Here is a 17,576-nt window from a genome sequence, read left to right as displayed (position 1 = left end):
GTATCTCTCTAAAAACTGTATATTTGCTTAAAAAAATCAATCATATAATATGAATTTTTTAAGAAATTTATTAGCCTCTATTTTGGGCTTTTTTATCGCCCTTTTTTTGATTTTTGCGTGCTTTTTTATCGCCGCTGCCGTTATTGGATCTAGCGAAAAAATCGTAGTCAAACCAAATTCAGTTTTAGAATTAGACTTATCTACTTCAATTAGAGATTATGCTCCGAAAGAAGACAACCCTATTGCCGAGGCTTTAGAGCTTACAGAAGACAAACTTGCTTTAAACAAAATTATCAATGCAATTGAAAATGCAAAGACAGATGATAACATCAAAGGCATAAGTATTAAAACCACTTCTGTAAGTGCAGGTATGGCGCAAACACAAGCCATTCGAAATAAACTAGAAGAATTTAAAGAGAGTGGTAAATTTATTTATGCATATAATGATGTATATACTCAAAAAAATTACTACCTGAGTTCTGTAGCAGACAGTCTATTCTTAAATCCAATAGGAGCTATCGATTTTGGAGGTTTATCTACTGAAATTTTGTATTTCAAAGATTTTGAAGATAAATACGGTATTAAAATGGAAGTAATTCGCCACGGAAAATACAAAAGTGCGGTGGAACCATTTTTAGAAAATGAAATGAGTGAAGCTAATCGTGAGCAAACCACTTCATTTTTAAAATCTATTTGGTCAGAAATGACTGATGACATTAGCAAGAGTAGAAATATTTCTGTTGAAAAACTAAATCTTATTGCCGATAATTCTTACGGAAGAAATGTTACTCTAGCAAAAGAAAATAATTTAATAGACGCTTCTATTTATGAAGATGAATACCAAGAAAAGTTAGCGATGGGATCTGAAGAGAAAGTGAATACTATTTCTATAAGCGACTATATTAATTCTGGAAAAGGAAGAATTTCTTCAACCGAAAAAAACAAAATTGCAGTCATCTATGCCCAAGGAGAAATTACGTATGGAGAAGGCAATATAGATTACATCGGACAAGGAATTATGAACAAAGCCATTAAAAAGGCTAGAAAAGACGACAATGTAAAAGCGATTGTACTTCGTGTAAACTCTCCTGGAGGTAGTGCTTTGGCTTCTGAGTTAATTTGGCGTGAATTAGAGCTTACTAAAAAAGAAAAACCTTTAGTAGTTTCTATGGGAAATTTAGCAGCCTCTGGCGGTTATTACATTGCTTGTAATGCTGATAAAATTATTGCAGAACCAACTACAATTACTGGGTCTATTGGAGTTTTTGGGGCTATTCCTAACTTTAGTCAGTTTACCGATAAAATAGGTGTGAATGCCGAACAAGTTTCAACAAACAATAGTGCTTCGTACAGTGTCTTTGAACCAATGAATCAAAAATTTTATGCCGTTACCAAAGAAGGAGTTGAACAAACGTATACCACCTTCGTTAACCGTGTTTCAGCTGGACGTAATATGACTTTTGAGCAAGTAAACGAGGTTGCACAGGGTAGGGTTTGGACAGGTAAAGAGGCAATTGAAAAAGGGTTGGTTGACCAATTAGGAAGTTTAGACGATGCTATAAAAGTTGCGGCTGAATTAGCTGAAGTTGAAAACTACAAGATTCGTAATTATCCTAACTACAAAACTAATTTTAAAGATGCTTTACCCGTTTCTCCTTTTGCTAAGTCTTCAAAAGAAGGACTTTTAAAGGAAACACTAGGTAATGACAGCTATCAGTTGTACTACAACATTCAAAAAATGAAAAATCTTAAAGGAATTCAAGCTAGACTTCCGTTTTTACTAGAAGTAAAATAAATTAATATATAACCCCCAAAAAAACAAAAAGATGAACAAATGTATTGCACAATTAATTTCAATACTGCTTGTAAGTTGTTTTATTATAAGCTGTAGTAGTGACTCGTCAACTGAAACACTTCCAGAAGAAGTAATTAAAGATTCTCCAGATATTAACAAAGATGGTAAGCTCAATATTTTAGTCATAGGAACAAGTAAATCTATTACCTATAAAGCAAGTGGTTTTTCTCCTAATGAAATAGCAACGCAGTTAAGCAATATCTTATCACAAGATACAGCATTAGACCTAGAAGTAAACATTTCTTTTGAAGACATTTACAAATCGAAACAAACTACCTATCTACTAGGTCAGGATGCTCTTGAAATAACTACCAATCATTACATACATTCTTTGATGCAATATTATTACTGGCCTGAAGGACAATCGGAAAGACTGGATAACATTGCTGGAAAAAAAGGCACTACATGGGATTATGTAGTTATTGCTTCAGACCCTTTTTTAGTTTCTCAACTTCCTGGCTATAACGCCTTAGGCGTAAACAAGATTGCTTCAAAGGTAGCAGAAGGAGGGGCAAAACCACTACTTTTAATGGTATGGCCTAAAGATGAAACTGTTACAGGAAAACTAAATCTTTTTGAAGAATTTACCTATCGTATAGCAGATCATGCAAAAGTTTATATAGATGTTATTCCTGCTGGATTGGCATGGAACGAGTTGCCAGCCTCAAAAAAAGATACAGCTTCTGAACACCCTACACCTAATGGAGCCTATGTAACAGCGGCATCAATTTATGCACAAATAGTAAACAAAAGTGCTGCTAGCTCTGATTACACCTACGATGACGAAATAGCAGATTTAGCTTTAAAAGTTAAAACTAGCGAAGAAAACGCTACTCATTATACAGGAGAACGTACATTCGTTTCACCCTTCAAAGGTTGTTTTATCGATGATAGTACACTCAACTACAATCATACAGGTACCAGTACAGAAAATGGCATCTTAAATGGCTTAAAATGGATAATTCAAAAATCTGACAGAACACTTGTAAGTGGTGGTACTGCTCCCATAAATTTTAACTATGGTAGAGCAAATACCAATTTTGAAGCACATAAACGCTATAAAATAGACCCTACTAAATTCGACTATTCTTTTGGCTTTCCAATGCAAGACCACGGCTTAGGTGTTGCGGAAACTACCATGCTCTACGGAATAGACAAGCGCAGTAACGAGTCTCATAACGGTACAGATATCGGAACAGCTTTGTATATGATTAGAAATTCAGAGTTACCGCATGCACGTGCTATCCCTGTGCGCAGTTTATATGCACAGATTAAAGAAATTATCCCTTCTCAAACTGCCTTGAGAGATGAAGGACATTTACATACCAATATAGATAAAGCAATAGGTGCTTTTATGTATACTTTACTTACTGGAGATTGTGTATTGGGAGAAGAACCCGCAGATAAAAATTCTACGCAATGGAAAGAATGGGTAAGCCACAAAGTAGGATATGAAACTGCTTATACGCTTATGACCCTAAAAGCTGCTCCAAACTGTAACTAGAGAAGCGATTTAGCCGTTAATAAAAAGGCAATAAACCAACATAATACACTAACAAAAGGGAGGTGGACTGTACAGTCCACCTCCCTTTTGTTTTTACTTTGATTTGTTACTCATAAGTATACGCTACATTAATACTTATTGATTCTTCACCTCCTATGGCTAAGCCTGAACCTTTTATAGGATACCCATCTTCGTCATACGTATAATCAATGGTTAGCGTTCCAATAATAGCATTATCTGTATTTTTATAAATTACTTTAATTAAGTTATTTAAAGGTAGTAATTTTCTTGCTTTAATTATTTCACTTGCTTGAGGATTGACTCCAAAACTTATATCAACTCCATCTAAAACATCTATAATACCTGCTGCTTCTAGTGTAGAAAAATACAAATTTGGTTTGTTGTCATAAAACATCTCTGCGGTATAAACTTCTGTAATATAACTATCAGTATCCCAATCATAAACTACTTCTTCAAATGAAACTTTACTCGGGTTTTTGTTAGAGTCATATTCTACAACCTCTCCAGTTTCATAAACATTATAAGGAGCTTTATACAATTCTTCTATAGAAAGACTCTGAGAAGGATTGCTAGTTTGTGCTACTTTAATAGTGCTTCCGTCATTATTGTAGTTTATTAATGTTGCATCTGTTCCATCAGTCCCTGAAATTCCCACTAATTTTTTTTCAGAATCATAGGTAAATTGTGAGGTAGCTGTTTGATTTTGTTGATTGGAGACTACAATCGTTTTCAATCTTTTTTTTGTAGCTCCTTCATTAATTTCTTCAAAATCTTCTGATGCAGAATTGTTACATGCGGTTAACATGGTTATGCCTAACCCAATTGCAAAAACATACTTTAATTGTTTCATTTTTTGTTTTTAAGGAAACTTATTTTTCATTCAAGCGAAACTACATGTCTGTATCCTTTTTAATGTTTTAAACTATATAGCGCAACGCCACTAAAGAATAAAAAGATAAGTAGATTGAAACAGCAATTTTTTAGCAATCTTGAAATTTAAAAATAAGTTATTGTTAATAATTATTTTAAATTCAGAAACAAAAATAGCAGTATAAAAAAATACCTGCAATAAAAATTACAGGTATTTTTCAAATTCTTATTTTTCTTACAAACCGAAACTCTCTTTTACTTTAGAAACATAATCTAGTTTTTCCCAAGTAAACAATTCTACCTCTATCGTTTTACTTTCGCCATTTGGTTGCGTAAAGGTTTTAGAAACCACTTCATTTTTACGCCCCATGTGCCCATAAGCAGCTGTTTCACTATATATTGGGTTACGTAATTTCAAACGAGTTTCAATGGCATGTGGTCGCATATCGAATATTTTAGAAACTTTTTGAGCAATCTCTCCGTCGGTTAAATCAACTTTTGAAGTTCCGTAAGTATCTACAAAAATTCCCATTGGCTCTACCACTCCAATCGCATACGATACTTGTACCAACACCTCATCAGCAACACCAGCAGCTACCAAGTTCTTAGCGATATGACGTGTTGCATACGCAGCAGAGCGGTCTACCTTACTAGGATCTTTTCCTGAAAATGCTCCACCACCGTGTGCTCCTTTTCCTCCATAAGTATCTACAATAATTTTGCGCCCTGTTAATCCAGTATCTCCATGCGGCCCTCCAATTACAAACTTGCCTGTTGGATTGATATGGTATTTAATATCGTCGTTAAACAACGCTTGAATTTCAGGAGTTAACTGTGCTTTTACTCTAGGAATTAAAACCTCAACAATATCTTTTCTAATTTTTGTCAACATCGTTTCGTCATCGGCAAAATCATCGTGTTGGGTAGAAACTACAATGGCTTCGATACGTTGCGGTACGTTAGTATCAGAGTATTCAATAGTTACCTGGCTCTTAGCATCTGGGCGTAAATAGGTAATCTCTTTGTTTTCTCTGCGTATCGCAGCTAATTCTTTTAAAATTGTATGCGATAAATCTAATGCCAAGGGCATATAGTGTTCTGTTTCGTTAGTAGCATATCCAAACATCATTCCTTGGTCTCCTGCTCCTTGTTCTTCTTTAGAAGCTCTATCTACTCCACGGTTAATATCGTCTGATTGTTCATGAATAGCTGATAAAACTCCACAAGAATTTCCATCAAACATGTATTCCCCTTTCGTGTAACCAATTTTATTAATTACCTCACGAGCAATTTTTTGAACATCTAAATAGGTAGATGATTTTACTTCTCCTGCTAACACTACCTGACCTGTTGTAACTAAAGTCTCACAGGCTACCTTAGATTCGGGGTCAAAAGCCAAAAAATTATCTATTAAAGCATCAGAAATTTGATCTGCAACTTTATCTGGGTGTCCTTCAGAAACGCTTTCTGAAGTAAAAAAATATGACATAAAACTTCTTTTAAAATTTAACCAAAAGAAAAACTTGGATTGCTAGGTCGCTAAAAGGAGTAGAAAATTACTGCTTTAGCATTTTTATTCTGAACTATTGTTCGATGAGGTTGCAATCAGTCAAATTTTTCCTCAAAATGTGAGGCAAAGTTATCAATTATTTTACACACACAAAAACAAACTGACACCTAACTGAATAGAAAGTATTGATATGATGATAACAAAAAGTAATTTTCGTGAAATTGTATTGGTAAAATATTTGTTTACATTTGCATTGTATAAAGTAAGATAATAACCTAATATAAAAAGATAAACAAAATGGCTTTAGAAATAACAGATGCTTCTTTTGAAGAAGTAGTATTAAAATCTGACAAACCCGTATTAGTAGATTTTTGGGCTGCTTGGTGTGGACCTTGTAGAATGGTTTCTCCTATTGTTGATGAAATTAGTAATGAATATGATGGAAAAGCAGTAGTTGGTAAGGTCGATGTTGATGCGAATCAAGAATTTGCTGCTAAGTACGGAGTAAGAAACATTCCTACCGTATTAATTTTTAAGAACGGAGAAGTTGTTGATAAGCAAGTAGGTGCTGCTCCTAAAAAAGCATATACCGATAAAATTGACGCAGCTTTATAGTATATAAAGTATTCATTTGATATTATAGAAAAGGTTTGGTTGTTGCCAAGCCTTTTGTTATTTTCGGAAAATATGATTCAACTTAAAAATACTTCTTCTGAAATTAAGAACCTCGAACTACTCGCCAAACAAGTTGTAGAAGGGTTTATTACAGGAATGCACAAAAGTCCATTTCATGGATTCTCTGTAGAGTTCTCTGAACACAAATTATACAATAAAGGAGAAAGCACACGTCATATAGACTGGAAGTTATTTGCTAAAACTGAAAAATTATACACCAAAAAATTCGAAGAAGAAACCAACCTACGATGTCATATAATTATTGACAATTCTGCTTCCATGCACTACCCCATGAATAAAAACAATACAATCGACGCGTTAAATAAGATTGGTTTTTCAGCGGTAGCTTCAGCTTCTTTAATGGATATTTTAAGACGACAACGAGATGCAGTAGGCCTAAGTATTTACTCAGACATTTACGAATATTACGCTCCTGAAAAAGGAAGTGATCGCCACCGTAAAATGCTACTCCATCAATTAGAACAACTCTTATCCTCGAAGTCAAAAGCCAGTACAAAAACCTACCAGTATTTGCATGAAATAGCCGAAAAAATTCATAGAAGATCCTTAATTTTTTTATTTACTGATATGTTTCAAACCACTAAAAACGAAGAGGAGCTTTTTAATGCTTTGCGACATTTAAAATTCAACAAACACGAAGTCGTTTTGTTTCATACGTATGATGAAAAAACGGAGCTTTTGCTTGATTTTGATAATACTCCTAAAAAATTTGTAGATGTAGAAACAGGAGAAGAGATTAATTTATATGCCGAAAACGTACAACAGAAATACCAAGAATTAAGCACTGCTTTTTTCAATAACTTAAAAAACAAATGCTTACAATATAAAATAGATTATGTTCCAGTAAACATAAACGAGGGCTACGATAAAGTACTTACCTCTTATCTTATTAATAGACAGAATTTTTTGTAAGATAACTCTTTTTTATTTAAAAAAAGGTTATATATTTGCATCCGCTTAGAGCAACGGTCTGGTAGTTCAGCTGGTTAGAATACATGCCTGTCACGCATGGGGTCGCGGGTTCGAGTCCCGTCCAGACCGCAAAAGTTTCTCTAAAACATACAATATATTGCTTCAAGCAACGGTCTGGTAGTTCAGCTGGTTAGAATACATGCCTGTCACGCATGGGGTCGCGGGTTCGAGTCCCGTCCAGACCGCAAAAAGAAGTCGTTTAAAAATTAATTTTTAAACGACTTCTTTTTTCTATATAAAGAAAAAAAGCATCACCCTCTTTTATAGTAACCTCTATAAATAGCTGATATAAAATAATTTATATTTTGTTATTTGCTATGTACACCCATTGTGTTTTCGAGTAAAATTATTTGAAATGGAAATAATTCGATAACTCTGCTGAACGTAACCGAAGTACAATTTATAATTCATTATCATTTTTAAAAATCACTCGAACCGACAGTACACGAAAAAAATTATTCTTAAACTTTATACGTACAACCAATAAGAAAAGTTTAAACGGCGAAATCGTTTCCTTAAAAAAAAGTAAAAAAAAGTTTGGTTTCTTTAAATTTATTTGCAAGATTTGTTCCGTACTTAAGAATACAAATACAATGATGTTACAAAACGTATGGCAAGGTTTTTATTTTTACTTTTACTATTTTAGTAAGAGGCGAGACTTTGTATCATATTGTTAACTGTAAAATAAAACAACATATCCCATCAAAGTCTCGAATATATCGAGGCTTTTTTTTGATTTAAAATGAAGAAAATAGCCATTCAAGGAATACAAGGAAGCAACCATCATATTGTTGCAAAGAACTACTACAGAGAAAACATCGACCTAGACGAGTGTTTGTCCTTTGATGTATTAGTTGACAGCATTCTAAACTCAAAAAGCGAACAAGCCATTATGGCGCTTGAAAATACCATCGCAGGCTCTATCATACCTAATTATGCATTGATTGACAAGCATAATTTGCATATTTCTGGTGAGTATTACCTATCAATACACCATCACTTAATGGCACTACCAAACCAACAAATTGAAGATATTACAGAGGTTTGTTCACATCCAATGGCTTTGTTACAGTGTAAAGAGTTTTTTAAACAACACCAACATATTAAACTAATTGAAGATGTAGACACCTCGGCAGTTGCAAAAAGAATTGCAGCACAGCAATTGAAAGGAGTGGCTGCAATTGCACCAAAAATGGCAGCCGATATTTTTGGATTATCAATTATTGAAGATGAAATTCAAACCATTAAGAATAATGCCACTCGCTTTGTGATTTTGCAAACACAACCGCCAAAAAATGGAAAAAATGAAATTAATAAAGCTTCTTTAAAATTTGAATTAGACCATAAAAGAGGAAGTTTAGCTACGGTATTAAATGTAATGAGTGATTGTAAACTAAACCTCACCAAAATACAATCATTACCCAAAATTGAAACCCCATGGAAATACGCCTTTTTCGTAGATGTAACTTTTGATACTTACGAAGATTATGAAAAAGCAAAAGCAATTATTCAAATTATGGCAGAAGAATTTAAAATATTAGGCGAATATAAAAACGGAAGATTATGATACAGTTTGCTAACAGACTACAAACCGTACAAGAGTACTACTTCTCTAGAAAATTAAAAGAAGTACGCAACTTAATTTCTGAAGGCAACCCAATTATAAATATGGGAATTGGCAGTCCTGATTTACAACCTCCTGCATCAGTGTTAAAAGCTATCCAAGATAGTTTACAAGATACGGGAGCACACAGCTATCAGAGTTACCAAGGCTTACCAGAATTTAGACAGGCTGTCTCTAATTTTTATCAAAACAATTACCAGGTAACCATAAATTCTACCAACGAAGTACTGCCTTTAATGGGAAGTAAAGAAGGAATTATGCATATATCTTTAGCTTTTTTAAACGAAGGAGATCAGGTACTCATTCCTAATCCAGGCTATCCCACCTATAGCTCTGTAACCAACTTGTTGGGAGGAAAACCTATTTTTTACAATTTAGAAGAAGCTACTAACTGGCAACCTAATTTTGAAGCTTTGGAAAAATTAGACACTTCAAAAATAAAGTTGATGTGGGTAAATTACCCACACATGCCAACAGGTGCCGATGCTTCCAAAGAAACTTTTCAAAAGCTGATTGACTTCGGAAAGAAGCACCATATTGTTATTGTAAACGACAATCCGTATAGCTTTATATTAAACGAACAGCCGCTAAGTATTTTACAAATTGAAGGCGCAAAAGATATTGCACTCGAATTAAATTCGGTAAGTAAATCTTTTAATATGGCCGGTTGGCGTGTTGGAATGCTATTAGGAAAACCCGAGTTCTTAACAGAAGTTTTAAAAGTAAAAACCCAAATGGATTCTGGTATGTTTTACGGAATTCAAAAAGGAGCTGCTAGAGCTTTAGAGCTTGACAAAAATTGGTTTACCCAACTAAACAACACGTACAAAAAGAGACAAGAGTTAATTTTTAAACTGGCAGAAAAATTAGGTTGCTCTTACGATAAACACACATCAGGAATGTTTGTTTGGTGTAAACTTCCCGACGGAAAAACATCAGAAGAAATGATTGACGATTTGTTATATAACAAACATATTTTCGCTGCTCCTGGAACCATTTTTGGCAGCCAAGGAGAAGGTTATATCCGATTTTCATTATGCGTACCAGAAGAAAAAATTAACGAAGCAATCAGTAGAATTTAAAAATTGTCAGTTCGAGTGGTTTTTAGAAATGAAATGACTAAAAATAGTATCGAGAACCAATTTTCACAAAACATCTCGACACAAATTTTTAATCAAAAAAGATTAAAAATTCACTCGATGTGACAAACAAGACAAAAAGAATGAATGTATTTATTATAGGATTAGGATTAATTGGCGGGAGTTTTGCCCTAGATATTCAGCAAGCATTTAAAAATGCTACCATCTACGGAATTGACGCTAACGAAGAGCATGGAAATCTTGCTTTAGAAAGAGGAATCATCCATCAAAAAGCAACATTTTCAGAATTAAAGAAAGCAGATATAGTTATTGTTGCCATTCCTGTAGATGTTTCGCAAGAGATACTTGTAAAAACTCTAGATACTATTTCAGACAAGTGTTTGGTTTTTGACGTAGGGTCGACGAAAGAACTGATTTGTAACATCGTTAAAAATCATCCGAAGAGAAGAAATTTTTTAGCAACACACCCCATTGCTGGAACTGAGTTTTCAGGACCTAACGCTGCGTTAACAAACTTATTCAGAAATAAGACCAATATAATTTGCGAGGTTGAAAAAACAGCTTTCAAATTACAGGAAAAAGCATTAGACATTTTTTCAAAATTAGGCATGCGTATTCGATATATGGACCCAAAATCGCACGATAAGCATATTGCTTATGTATCGCATTTATCGCACATAAGCTCGTTTATGTTGGGTAAAACCGTAATTGAAAAAGAAAAAAACGAACGTGATATTTTTGATATGGCAGGGAGTGGATTTGCTTCTACGGTACGTTTGGCAAAAAGTTCTCCTGCAATGTGGACCCCTATTTTTGAACAAAATAAAGAGAATGTGATTGAATCGCTAAACGAGTATATTCATAACCTACAACATTTCAAATCTTTACTAGAAAAAGACGATTTTCCGAAAATCTATACAGAGATGGAAAACACAAATTATATAAAACAAATTTTAAATGGAATTCTAGAGGTTACACCTCAATAACAACAACAAAAATGGAAAATACTAAAGAGTTAAGAACATGGTTAGATGCTTTTCAACTAGAGCATCCGTTAGTAATTGCAGGTCCTTGCAGTGCTGAAACAGAAGAACAAGTGTTGCAAATTGCACACGAATTAAAAGACACCGATGCTACAGTATTAAGAGCAGGTATTTGGAAACCTCGTACCAGACCTGGTAATTTTGAAGGGGTAGGTGCCTTAGGTTTAAAATGGTTGCAAAAAGCCAAGCAAGAAACAGGTATGTTGATTGCTACAGAAGTTGCTAATAAAGACCATGTACAACTGGCCTTAGAGCATGACGTAGACATTTTATGGATTGGTGCACGTACTACAGTAAGTCCTTTTATTGTTCAAGAAATTGCAGACGCCTTAGAGGGAACCGATAAAATCGTATTGGTAAAAAACCCTGTAAATCCAGATTTACCCTTATGGCTAGGAGCTATAGAGCGTTTATATGCCAAAAACATTAAAAAATTGGGTGTAATCCACAGAGGGTTTTCTACCTACGAAAAAACCAGATATCGTAACAATCCTGAATGGCAAATTGCTGTCGAGTTGCAAAATCGTTTCCCCGATTTACCACTTATTTGCGACCCATCGCACATTGCTGGTCGTCGTGATATTATTTTTGATATTTGCCAAACAGCATTAGATTTAAACTTTGATGGTTTAATGGTAGAAACTCATTACGACCCAGATAATGCGTGGAGTGATGCTGCTCAGCAAATAACTCCGAAGACATTGGTTCAAATGATGATTGATTTAAAGGTAAGAAAAGCTACCGATACAGAAGCTGAATATCGAAATGCGTTGAATACCTTACGTACTCAAATTGATGTAGTCGACCACCAACTCATTGAAATGTTAGGAAAGCGTATGAAAATTGCAGACGCTATTGGTGAGTTGAAAAAAGAGAAAAACGTGGCTATTTTACAAACCAGACGTTGGAATGAAATCTTGGGTAAAATGATTTTAGAAGGAAATGAACGTGGCTTGAGTGAAGAATTTGTTCTTAAAATGTTTAAGGCAATACACCAAGAAAGTATCAATCATCAAGAAAAAATCATGAGTAGTTAAATAGAAATCCCGCAAAAGCGGGATTTTTTATGTTAAGTTTTCTAATTTATTCCCATCTTTGTTATATGACAGGAACGGTTTATAAATCTACAGGAAGTTGGTATTGGGTAAAGTCGAAAGGCGAGCTATATAAGTGTCGCATTAAAGGAAAATTCCGAATTAAAGGAATTAAAAGTACCAATCCTATATCGGTGGGTGACCTAGTTGATTTTTCACTAGAAGCAAAAAATGATGAAGAAACGGGGGTAATAACCAATATTCATGAACGAAAAAACTTTATCGTTCGTAAATCGGTAAATTTATCAAAGCAAACGCATGTGATTGCCGCTAACATCGACCTTGTTTTTTTGCTAATTACGATAGACAACCCTCCTACGTTTACTACATTTATCGATCGTTTTTTAGTTACCGCTGAAGCCTACTCAATAAAAGCTGTATTGGTTTTTAATAAAATTGATTCTTACGAAATTGAACAACGTGCCGAAATTTTATACTTAAAAGATATTTACGAGGCTATCGGATACGAATGTATCGAAGTTTCTGCCACTCAAAACATTAACATTGATAAAATTAAACAGTTAATGACTGGAAAAGTAAGCATGTTTGCAGGTCATTCTGGTGTTGGAAAAACCACCCTAGTCAATGCCATTGAACCTTCTTTAGATTTAAAAACGAAAGAAATTTCTGAGCAGCACAAACAAGGGCAACACACCACTACTTTTGCCGAAATGTTCGATTTAAGTTTTGATGCTCGCATTATCGATACTCCTGGAATTAAAGGTTTTGGGGTAGTTGATATGGATAAAGATGAATTGGGTGATTATTTTCCTGAGTTTTTTGCTTTAAAACAACATTGTAAATTCAATAATTGTATTCATATCAATGAGCCGCAGTGTGCTGTTAAAGAAGCGTTAGAAAACGAAGAAATTGCTTGGTCTCGTTACAAAAGTTATTTACAAATTTTAGAAGGAGAAGAGGAACACTACAGAACCGATATTTGGGAGTAGTTCTGTTGGCTGTTGGCTAAAAATAATACAAAACCCTAACAACCCTTACCTAAAATTCTAACGAATGAAAATAGTCATTCAACGTGTTTCAGAAGCTAGTGTTACTATCGAAGATAAAATAGTTGCTCAAATACAACATGGTCTGTTAGTTTTACTCGGAATAGTTGAAGAAGACACTCAAGAAGATATTAACTGGCTATCTAATAAAATAGCAAATCTTCGTGTTTTTAATGACGAAAAAGGTGTAATGAATAAATCGTTGTTAGATAGTAATGGAGACGTAATTGTAGTAAGTCAATTTACCCTACATGCGTCTACAAAAAAAGGAAATCGACCGAGCTATATCAAAGCTGCAAAACCCGACGTTGCCATTCCTTTGTATGAAGGTTTTGTTAAACAGCTTGAAACTGATATTGGAAAAAAGGTTCAAACAGGTCAATTTGGAGCCGATATGAAAGTAGCATTAGTAAATGACGGACCTGTTACTATTATTATTGATTCAAAAGATAAAAAATAGTAGAAACTAGAGTTGGCTAAGTGATACTATCTCGTATAGTGTGCAAGTTTATCTATCACGGGGGGGTGGTTTTTAAACTTTACACACTTTTTGAGATACTACTTTAGAACCAGTTACATTCTTAACTATGGCTCTTAAAATTGTGTTTTAAGGTGCTATTCAAATCCTTCTCCTGGTGCTTCGGGGCTTTGTGCTTGCGCTTTTTTAGGATTTAAAATCATATAGGTTCCTAGAGCTGTTAACGCGGCATATTTACCGTAGTTACCTATCTTTTTTAAAGCTTCCTTTCTTGTAATTTGTTCTTTATTTTGTCTAGCTGATTTCATAAATTCATGTTTTAATTTTGTGAAAACTCAGTTATCATTCTATTATAAATCTGTTTAAAATTTCAATCGGTTCTGTTTAAATCTAGAGAGTAAGATTCATTCCATCCATCCTTTTAAGCGAACTCAATTGTTGGGGTACTTTTGTATACAGATTACCTTTGTGTAAATTTCCTCCAATAATTATAGCTCTCTTAATTACAAATTCTTAAAGACCGTAGTTTAACTGTAATTTCATTGTGTTCTAATTAATTTAATCGAGTCTATTGTTATACTACTCAATGATGATTTTCTTACTCAATTTACCTTTTAAAGTTTCTAACTGTAGAATGTAAATTCCTGAAGCTAATTTTGGTAAAGAAACCTCTTTAACACCACTTGTATTAAAAGATGTTTGCATCATTTGTTTTCCGAGTATATTGAACAGTTTTACAGATGATTTTCCATTAGCTAAACCAACAATTCTTACGGTAGTATTATTTATCTTATACATATTAAGATTTTCAGAATTGATATTTTCTGTATTTATATCACTACTGCTAGATTTGGCATGTAGGTAAAAACGACCTACTCCATTTAAACTTTCTGTTAGTATAACTTTATATTCACTATTCGCTTCGTCTAAACGTTCGAATGTATTATTTACTCTATCTTCTAAAAACACTTTTACATCAGTTGGTAAGTTTAAAGTTTCAACAGAGAACGCAATCTCTTTTCCTGAAGCCGCTCTTACACCTAAAGGAACTGTTATCGATTCTATTTCTGAAAGAGGTAGCGATTGTACTTGATAGTTCTTACTTTGGTTGTCATCTACTAATTGCGAGAACACCTCTAAACTATTTACTATCCCTCCAAAAACTTCTCCTTCCCAACCTGCATCGTATCCTTTAGTCGCATTATCGGTATAATATAATTTTGCGAAACGATTGCTTTCGCCATCACTTATTGAAAGTTTTATTTCTGTTCTTGAAGATTTTTGAAAAGTATCTCCGTTTGCTGTTTGATTAGATTTTGCAAAGTTAACAGAAGTTCCTGATGTTGCCTTTACAAAGAAACCTTGACCTGGTGCTAAGATAAAATTATCTCCTTTGGCAGTCATCGCAATAAAATTACCCCCCGAAGAATTGTCTTGCTTCCAAACCCATATTTGAGCTTGATCTAAATTTGGGTTATTGTCTAAAAAAGTTTGACTACTCATATAAGAGGTATAAGGCACTCCCAATAAATTAAATCCATTTCCTCCAGTAGAAATGCTAACTCCGTTAACATCTGCTGTATTTATAGTCCCTGTAAAAGCAACGATACCTGTACTTGCTCTTTTTGCAGCATACCCTACTCCAGAACCAGCATAAATACCAGAGTTAAAGCTACCAGCATTACTGTCATCGCTTAACAAATAGGTATACTTTGAACCAGTGCTATTTGCGTCATTATAAGTCGCTAAACCTCTTTTTGCACCACTTGTTGCTAAACTGTTAGCGGTAGCATACGCATTATTGTATGTTTGACCCGCTACTGGTGAAGAAATTAAATGCCATCCGTTTGCATTGCCAGCAACTGCGGTGAGCTCTCTGTTGTAGGTTACGTTTCCTGATGAAGTACCGCTAACAATTAAAGAACCTCCTGAATTGATTGTTAAACTAGACCCTGCATCTACTGATAAATTGTTTGATACAGCACCCGTGGTTGCACCCACAATTACACCAGGAGAGTCTGCCAACAAGGTAACATTTTCTAATGATGTGGGCATAGCTGTTGAAGACCAATTCGCGCCAGTTGCCCAATCTGAATTAGTAGTTCCTTTAAATAAATTGATGTTAGAATTCCAAGCTCCAATATCTTGGTTATCATTTCCGTAGTCTATTGGAGTACTATCTGTAATACTTGAAGGAGCACCATAAGTAACGCTGTTTAAACTGCTACTCCAAGTTAAATTCGATCCTGATAAGTAATCTGAATTTATTACCGTATTGTTGGTATCTGTATCTAAATTGTTTACAAATTGTGCAAGAGAGTTTGTCAAGTTTATGGTTGCGTCTGGAGGTCCTGTTAAATCGGAACTTACACCTGCACCACTTGACAACTTATTATTGTAAAACAAGCAATTTGTCGCAGTTACTGATGCTGTAATGGTATTAACACGTATAGCGGCTCCTTCAAAATCAGATGTTTTTGCAGAAGTATTTTCAAAAAACGTACAGTTTGTAATGGTTGTGTTAGAGTTTCCAACAGCGAGAATTGCTCCAGCTCTTGCTGTTGCTGAATTGTTATAAAAAGTAGTGCCTGATATATTGGCATTTGTATCACCTGTAACCAATAGAGCTCCACCACCTCCATTTGTATTCGAGTTTCCAGAAAAAGTAGACGATGTAATGGTAAGTGCTGCATTACTAATATGTAATGCACCTCCACCATTGGAATTGGCAATTGTATTGTTTAAAAACACGCAATTGGTAAATGTAATGTCTGCGCCTGCATTGCTAGCAAACAGTACTGAACCCTTTTCGGTTGACCCAAAATTTTGAAATGTAATGTTTTCAAAGCTTAACGATAGTACTCCCGCAAGGCTGAACATTCTATTCATTCCATCTCCGTTAATCACTGCATTTGATTGTCCTTGAAAAGTGAAACTCTTGCCACCTGTATTGATATTTGCTTCTGTAGGCGTTTGATTAATCGTACCTACAATAACAATAGTTCCACCAGATAATGTTTCTGTCATTGCCTTCGCAATAGTTGCATAGGGGTTTCCTTCACTTCCATCTCCAGTAGTATCATTCCCTGTTGATTTAATATAGGTTTGAGAAAACATACTCCCTACAATAAATAAGCTTAAAAATGCAAAAATGTAATTTATTCTAGTCATAATTATTTCTTTTTAGATTGTTTATATTTTTTCCATTTGGCTAACCGTTCCTTTCCTTTTTGCTTTCCGCCTAAAGCATTTTTTAATTGATTGTACACTTTGTTTCCTAACTCTTTTAGCTTTTGCTTTTTCTCCTCTGGCTGATTTTCATATTGTTTTTTAATAGCTGCGTTTTGTTCAAACCTGTTAAGCTGTATGTTATAAATAGCTTCTGACTCATTTTTAGTTAGATCTAAAACTTGTGTCATTTCTTTAGTTATTTTTTTTGCCTTTTTTTCTGACTTTTTTTGCGCATGAACCCCTAATGTGACAAATAACATTAGCGTGATTACTATTGCTTCTAAATTTTTCATCCGATACTCTTTTAGAATTTTATAAATTGAATTATGCAATTTATTTTTATCGATTGTTAAAGGGGTGGTATAACAATTCATTTAGGTTTAAATACTGGTCAGCATCTAAAAAAATAAGAACTCTTGCCATTTTATACCATCACCAGCTTAAAATTGCTTACTGAAATTTGCTTTTTTCGCTGATGCAAGAAATATTATTACAATGGATTTCTGAACCTATATATTTAGCTTCAGAGGACTTATATAAGTTTAATAATTAGTTATGATACGAGTAAAAT

15 protein-coding genes and 2 tRNA genes are annotated in these 17,576 nt (G+C 34.2%); 12 read left to right on the top strand and 5 right to left on the bottom strand.

Going from position 1 to position 17,576, the window contains the following annotated elements; all coding sequences use genetic code 11:
- Positions 1–49 precede the first annotated feature (49 nt).
- Together sppA and P8625_RS13075 are read left to right on the top strand one after the other, a co-directional pair.
- Entirely contained in the window at positions 50–1,795 is a 1,746-nt protein-coding gene (gene sppA / locus P8625_RS13080; protein ID WP_279650889.1) for a signal peptide peptidase SppA, read from the top strand.
- Between the two features lie 31 nt (positions 1,796–1,826).
- Positions 1,827–3,359, top strand: a complete 1,533-nt coding sequence (locus P8625_RS13075) for a hypothetical protein (protein WP_279650888.1) — start codon at positions 1,827–1,829, stop codon at positions 3,357–3,359.
- A gap of 106 nt (positions 3,360–3,465) precedes the next feature.
- Here P8625_RS13075 and P8625_RS13070 read toward each other — a convergent pair whose 3' ends face one another.
- Complete coding sequence (locus tag P8625_RS13070; RefSeq protein WP_279650887.1) at positions 3,466–4,230, bottom strand: hypothetical protein; 765 nt, start codon at positions 4,228–4,230, stop codon at positions 3,466–3,468.
- A gap of 255 nt (positions 4,231–4,485) precedes the next feature.
- The gene (gene metK / locus P8625_RS13065) at positions 4,486–5,739 is read right to left on the bottom strand and encodes a methionine adenosyltransferase (RefSeq protein WP_279650886.1); all 1,254 of its coding nucleotides are present in this window, start codon (positions 5,737–5,739) and stop codon (positions 4,486–4,488) included.
- A gap of 318 nt (positions 5,740–6,057) precedes the next feature.
- Here metK and trxA point away from each other — a divergent pair, with 318 nt between their 5' ends.
- The 10 genes from trxA to dtd all read left to right on the top strand — a co-directional run bounded on the left by trxA (position 6,058) and on the right by dtd (position 13,756).
- Entirely contained in the window at positions 6,058–6,375 is a 318-nt protein-coding gene (trxA, locus tag P8625_RS13060; protein WP_028892415.1) for a thioredoxin, read from the top strand.
- Positions 6,376–6,447: 72 nt separating this feature from the next.
- The gene (locus P8625_RS13055; protein WP_279650885.1) at positions 6,448–7,368 is read left to right on the top strand and encodes a DUF58 domain-containing protein; all 921 of its coding nucleotides are present in this window, start codon (positions 6,448–6,450) and stop codon (positions 7,366–7,368) included.
- Between the two features lie 55 nt (positions 7,369–7,423).
- Positions 7,424–7,497 (top strand) — tRNA-Asp (locus P8625_RS13050).
- 42 nt (positions 7,498–7,539) lie between these two features.
- Positions 7,540–7,613, top strand: a tRNA-Asp gene (locus P8625_RS13045).
- A 557-nt stretch (positions 7,614–8,170) separates the two neighbouring features.
- Positions 8,171–8,995, top strand: coding sequence for a prephenate dehydratase (locus P8625_RS13040; protein WP_279650884.1), 825 nt, complete (start codon positions 8,171–8,173; stop codon positions 8,993–8,995).
- Entirely contained in the window at positions 8,992–10,134 is a 1,143-nt protein-coding gene (locus P8625_RS13035; protein WP_279650883.1) for a pyridoxal phosphate-dependent aminotransferase, read from the top strand. Before P8625_RS13040 ends, P8625_RS13035 begins: the two co-directional genes overlap by 4 nt.
- A gap of 140 nt (positions 10,135–10,274) precedes the next feature.
- Positions 10,275–11,138 (top strand): prephenate dehydrogenase, encoded by an 864-nt coding sequence (locus P8625_RS13030; protein ID WP_279650882.1) that lies wholly within the window; start codon positions 10,275–10,277, stop codon positions 11,136–11,138.
- Between the two features lie 11 nt (positions 11,139–11,149).
- Positions 11,150–12,232, top strand: coding sequence for a bifunctional 3-deoxy-7-phosphoheptulonate synthase/chorismate mutase type II (locus P8625_RS13025; protein WP_279650881.1), 1,083 nt, complete (start codon positions 11,150–11,152; stop codon positions 12,230–12,232).
- A gap of 65 nt (positions 12,233–12,297) precedes the next feature.
- Positions 12,298–13,239, top strand: a complete 942-nt coding sequence (gene rsgA, locus P8625_RS13020) for a ribosome small subunit-dependent GTPase A (protein ID WP_279650880.1) — start codon at positions 12,298–12,300, stop codon at positions 13,237–13,239.
- A 64-nt stretch (positions 13,240–13,303) separates the two neighbouring features.
- Complete coding sequence (gene dtd, locus P8625_RS13015) at positions 13,304–13,756, top strand: D-aminoacyl-tRNA deacylase (protein ID WP_279650879.1); 453 nt, start codon at positions 13,304–13,306, stop codon at positions 13,754–13,756.
- Positions 13,757–13,911: 155 nt separating this feature from the next.
- On the opposite strand, the gene P8625_RS13010 is transcribed toward dtd, so the two are convergent.
- The 3 genes from P8625_RS13010 to P8625_RS13000 all read right to left on the bottom strand — a co-directional run bounded on the left by P8625_RS13010 (position 13,912) and on the right by P8625_RS13000 (position 17,298).
- The gene (locus tag P8625_RS13010; protein ID WP_279650878.1) at positions 13,912–14,082 is read right to left on the bottom strand and encodes a hypothetical protein; all 171 of its coding nucleotides are present in this window, start codon (positions 14,080–14,082) and stop codon (positions 13,912–13,914) included.
- Between the two features lie 271 nt (positions 14,083–14,353).
- The gene (locus tag P8625_RS13005; RefSeq protein WP_279650877.1) at positions 14,354–16,945 is read right to left on the bottom strand and encodes a T9SS type A sorting domain-containing protein; all 2,592 of its coding nucleotides are present in this window, start codon (positions 16,943–16,945) and stop codon (positions 14,354–14,356) included.
- A gap of 2 nt (positions 16,946–16,947) precedes the next feature.
- On the bottom strand, positions 16,948–17,298 hold the full coding sequence (locus P8625_RS13000; RefSeq protein ID WP_279650876.1) for a hypothetical protein: 351 nt from the start codon (positions 17,296–17,298) through the stop codon (positions 16,948–16,950).
- Positions 17,299–17,576 lie beyond the last annotated feature (278 nt).

Source organism: Tenacibaculum tangerinum, assembly GCF_029853675.1.
In the GTDB taxonomy this organism is placed as follows: domain Bacteria; phylum Bacteroidota; class Bacteroidia; order Flavobacteriales; family Flavobacteriaceae; genus Polaribacter; species Polaribacter tangerinum_A.
Note: the sequence above shows the minus strand (reverse complement) of the source record. Positions and strands in the feature narration are given on the sequence as shown.

Coding starts and splice junctions, on each gene's coding strand:
- P8625_RS13025 (WP_279650881.1), top strand. CDS start 11,150: ATGGAAAATACTAAAGAGTTAAGAACATGGTTAGATGCTTTTCAACTA.
- P8625_RS13040 (WP_279650884.1), top strand. CDS start 8,171: ATGAAGAAAATAGCCATTCAAGGAATACAAGGAAGCAACCATCATATT.
- P8625_RS13055 (WP_279650885.1), top strand. CDS start 6,448: ATGATTCAACTTAAAAATACTTCTTCTGAAATTAAGAACCTCGAACTA.
- P8625_RS13035 (WP_279650883.1), top strand. CDS start 8,992: ATGATACAGTTTGCTAACAGACTACAAACCGTACAAGAGTACTACTTC.
- trxA (WP_028892415.1), top strand. CDS start 6,058: ATGGCTTTAGAAATAACAGATGCTTCTTTTGAAGAAGTAGTATTAAAA.
- P8625_RS13070 (WP_279650887.1), bottom strand. CDS start 4,230: ATGAAACAATTAAAGTATGTTTTTGCAATTGGGTTAGGCATAACCATG.
- dtd (WP_279650879.1), top strand. CDS start 13,304: ATGAAAATAGTCATTCAACGTGTTTCAGAAGCTAGTGTTACTATCGAA.
- P8625_RS13030 (WP_279650882.1), top strand. CDS start 10,275: ATGAATGTATTTATTATAGGATTAGGATTAATTGGCGGGAGTTTTGCC.
- sppA (WP_279650889.1), top strand. CDS start 50: ATGAATTTTTTAAGAAATTTATTAGCCTCTATTTTGGGCTTTTTTATC.
- rsgA (WP_279650880.1), top strand. CDS start 12,298: ATGACAGGAACGGTTTATAAATCTACAGGAAGTTGGTATTGGGTAAAG.
- P8625_RS13005 (WP_279650877.1), bottom strand. CDS start 16,945: ATGACTAGAATAAATTACATTTTTGCATTTTTAAGCTTATTTATTGTA.
- metK (WP_279650886.1), bottom strand. CDS start 5,739: ATGTCATATTTTTTTACTTCAGAAAGCGTTTCTGAAGGACACCCAGAT.
- P8625_RS13075 (WP_279650888.1), top strand. CDS start 1,827: ATGAACAAATGTATTGCACAATTAATTTCAATACTGCTTGTAAGTTGT.
- P8625_RS13010 (WP_279650878.1), bottom strand. CDS start 14,082: ATGAAATCAGCTAGACAAAATAAAGAACAAATTACAAGAAAGGAAGCT.
- P8625_RS13000 (WP_279650876.1), bottom strand. CDS start 17,298: ATGAAAAATTTAGAAGCAATAGTAATCACGCTAATGTTATTTGTCACA.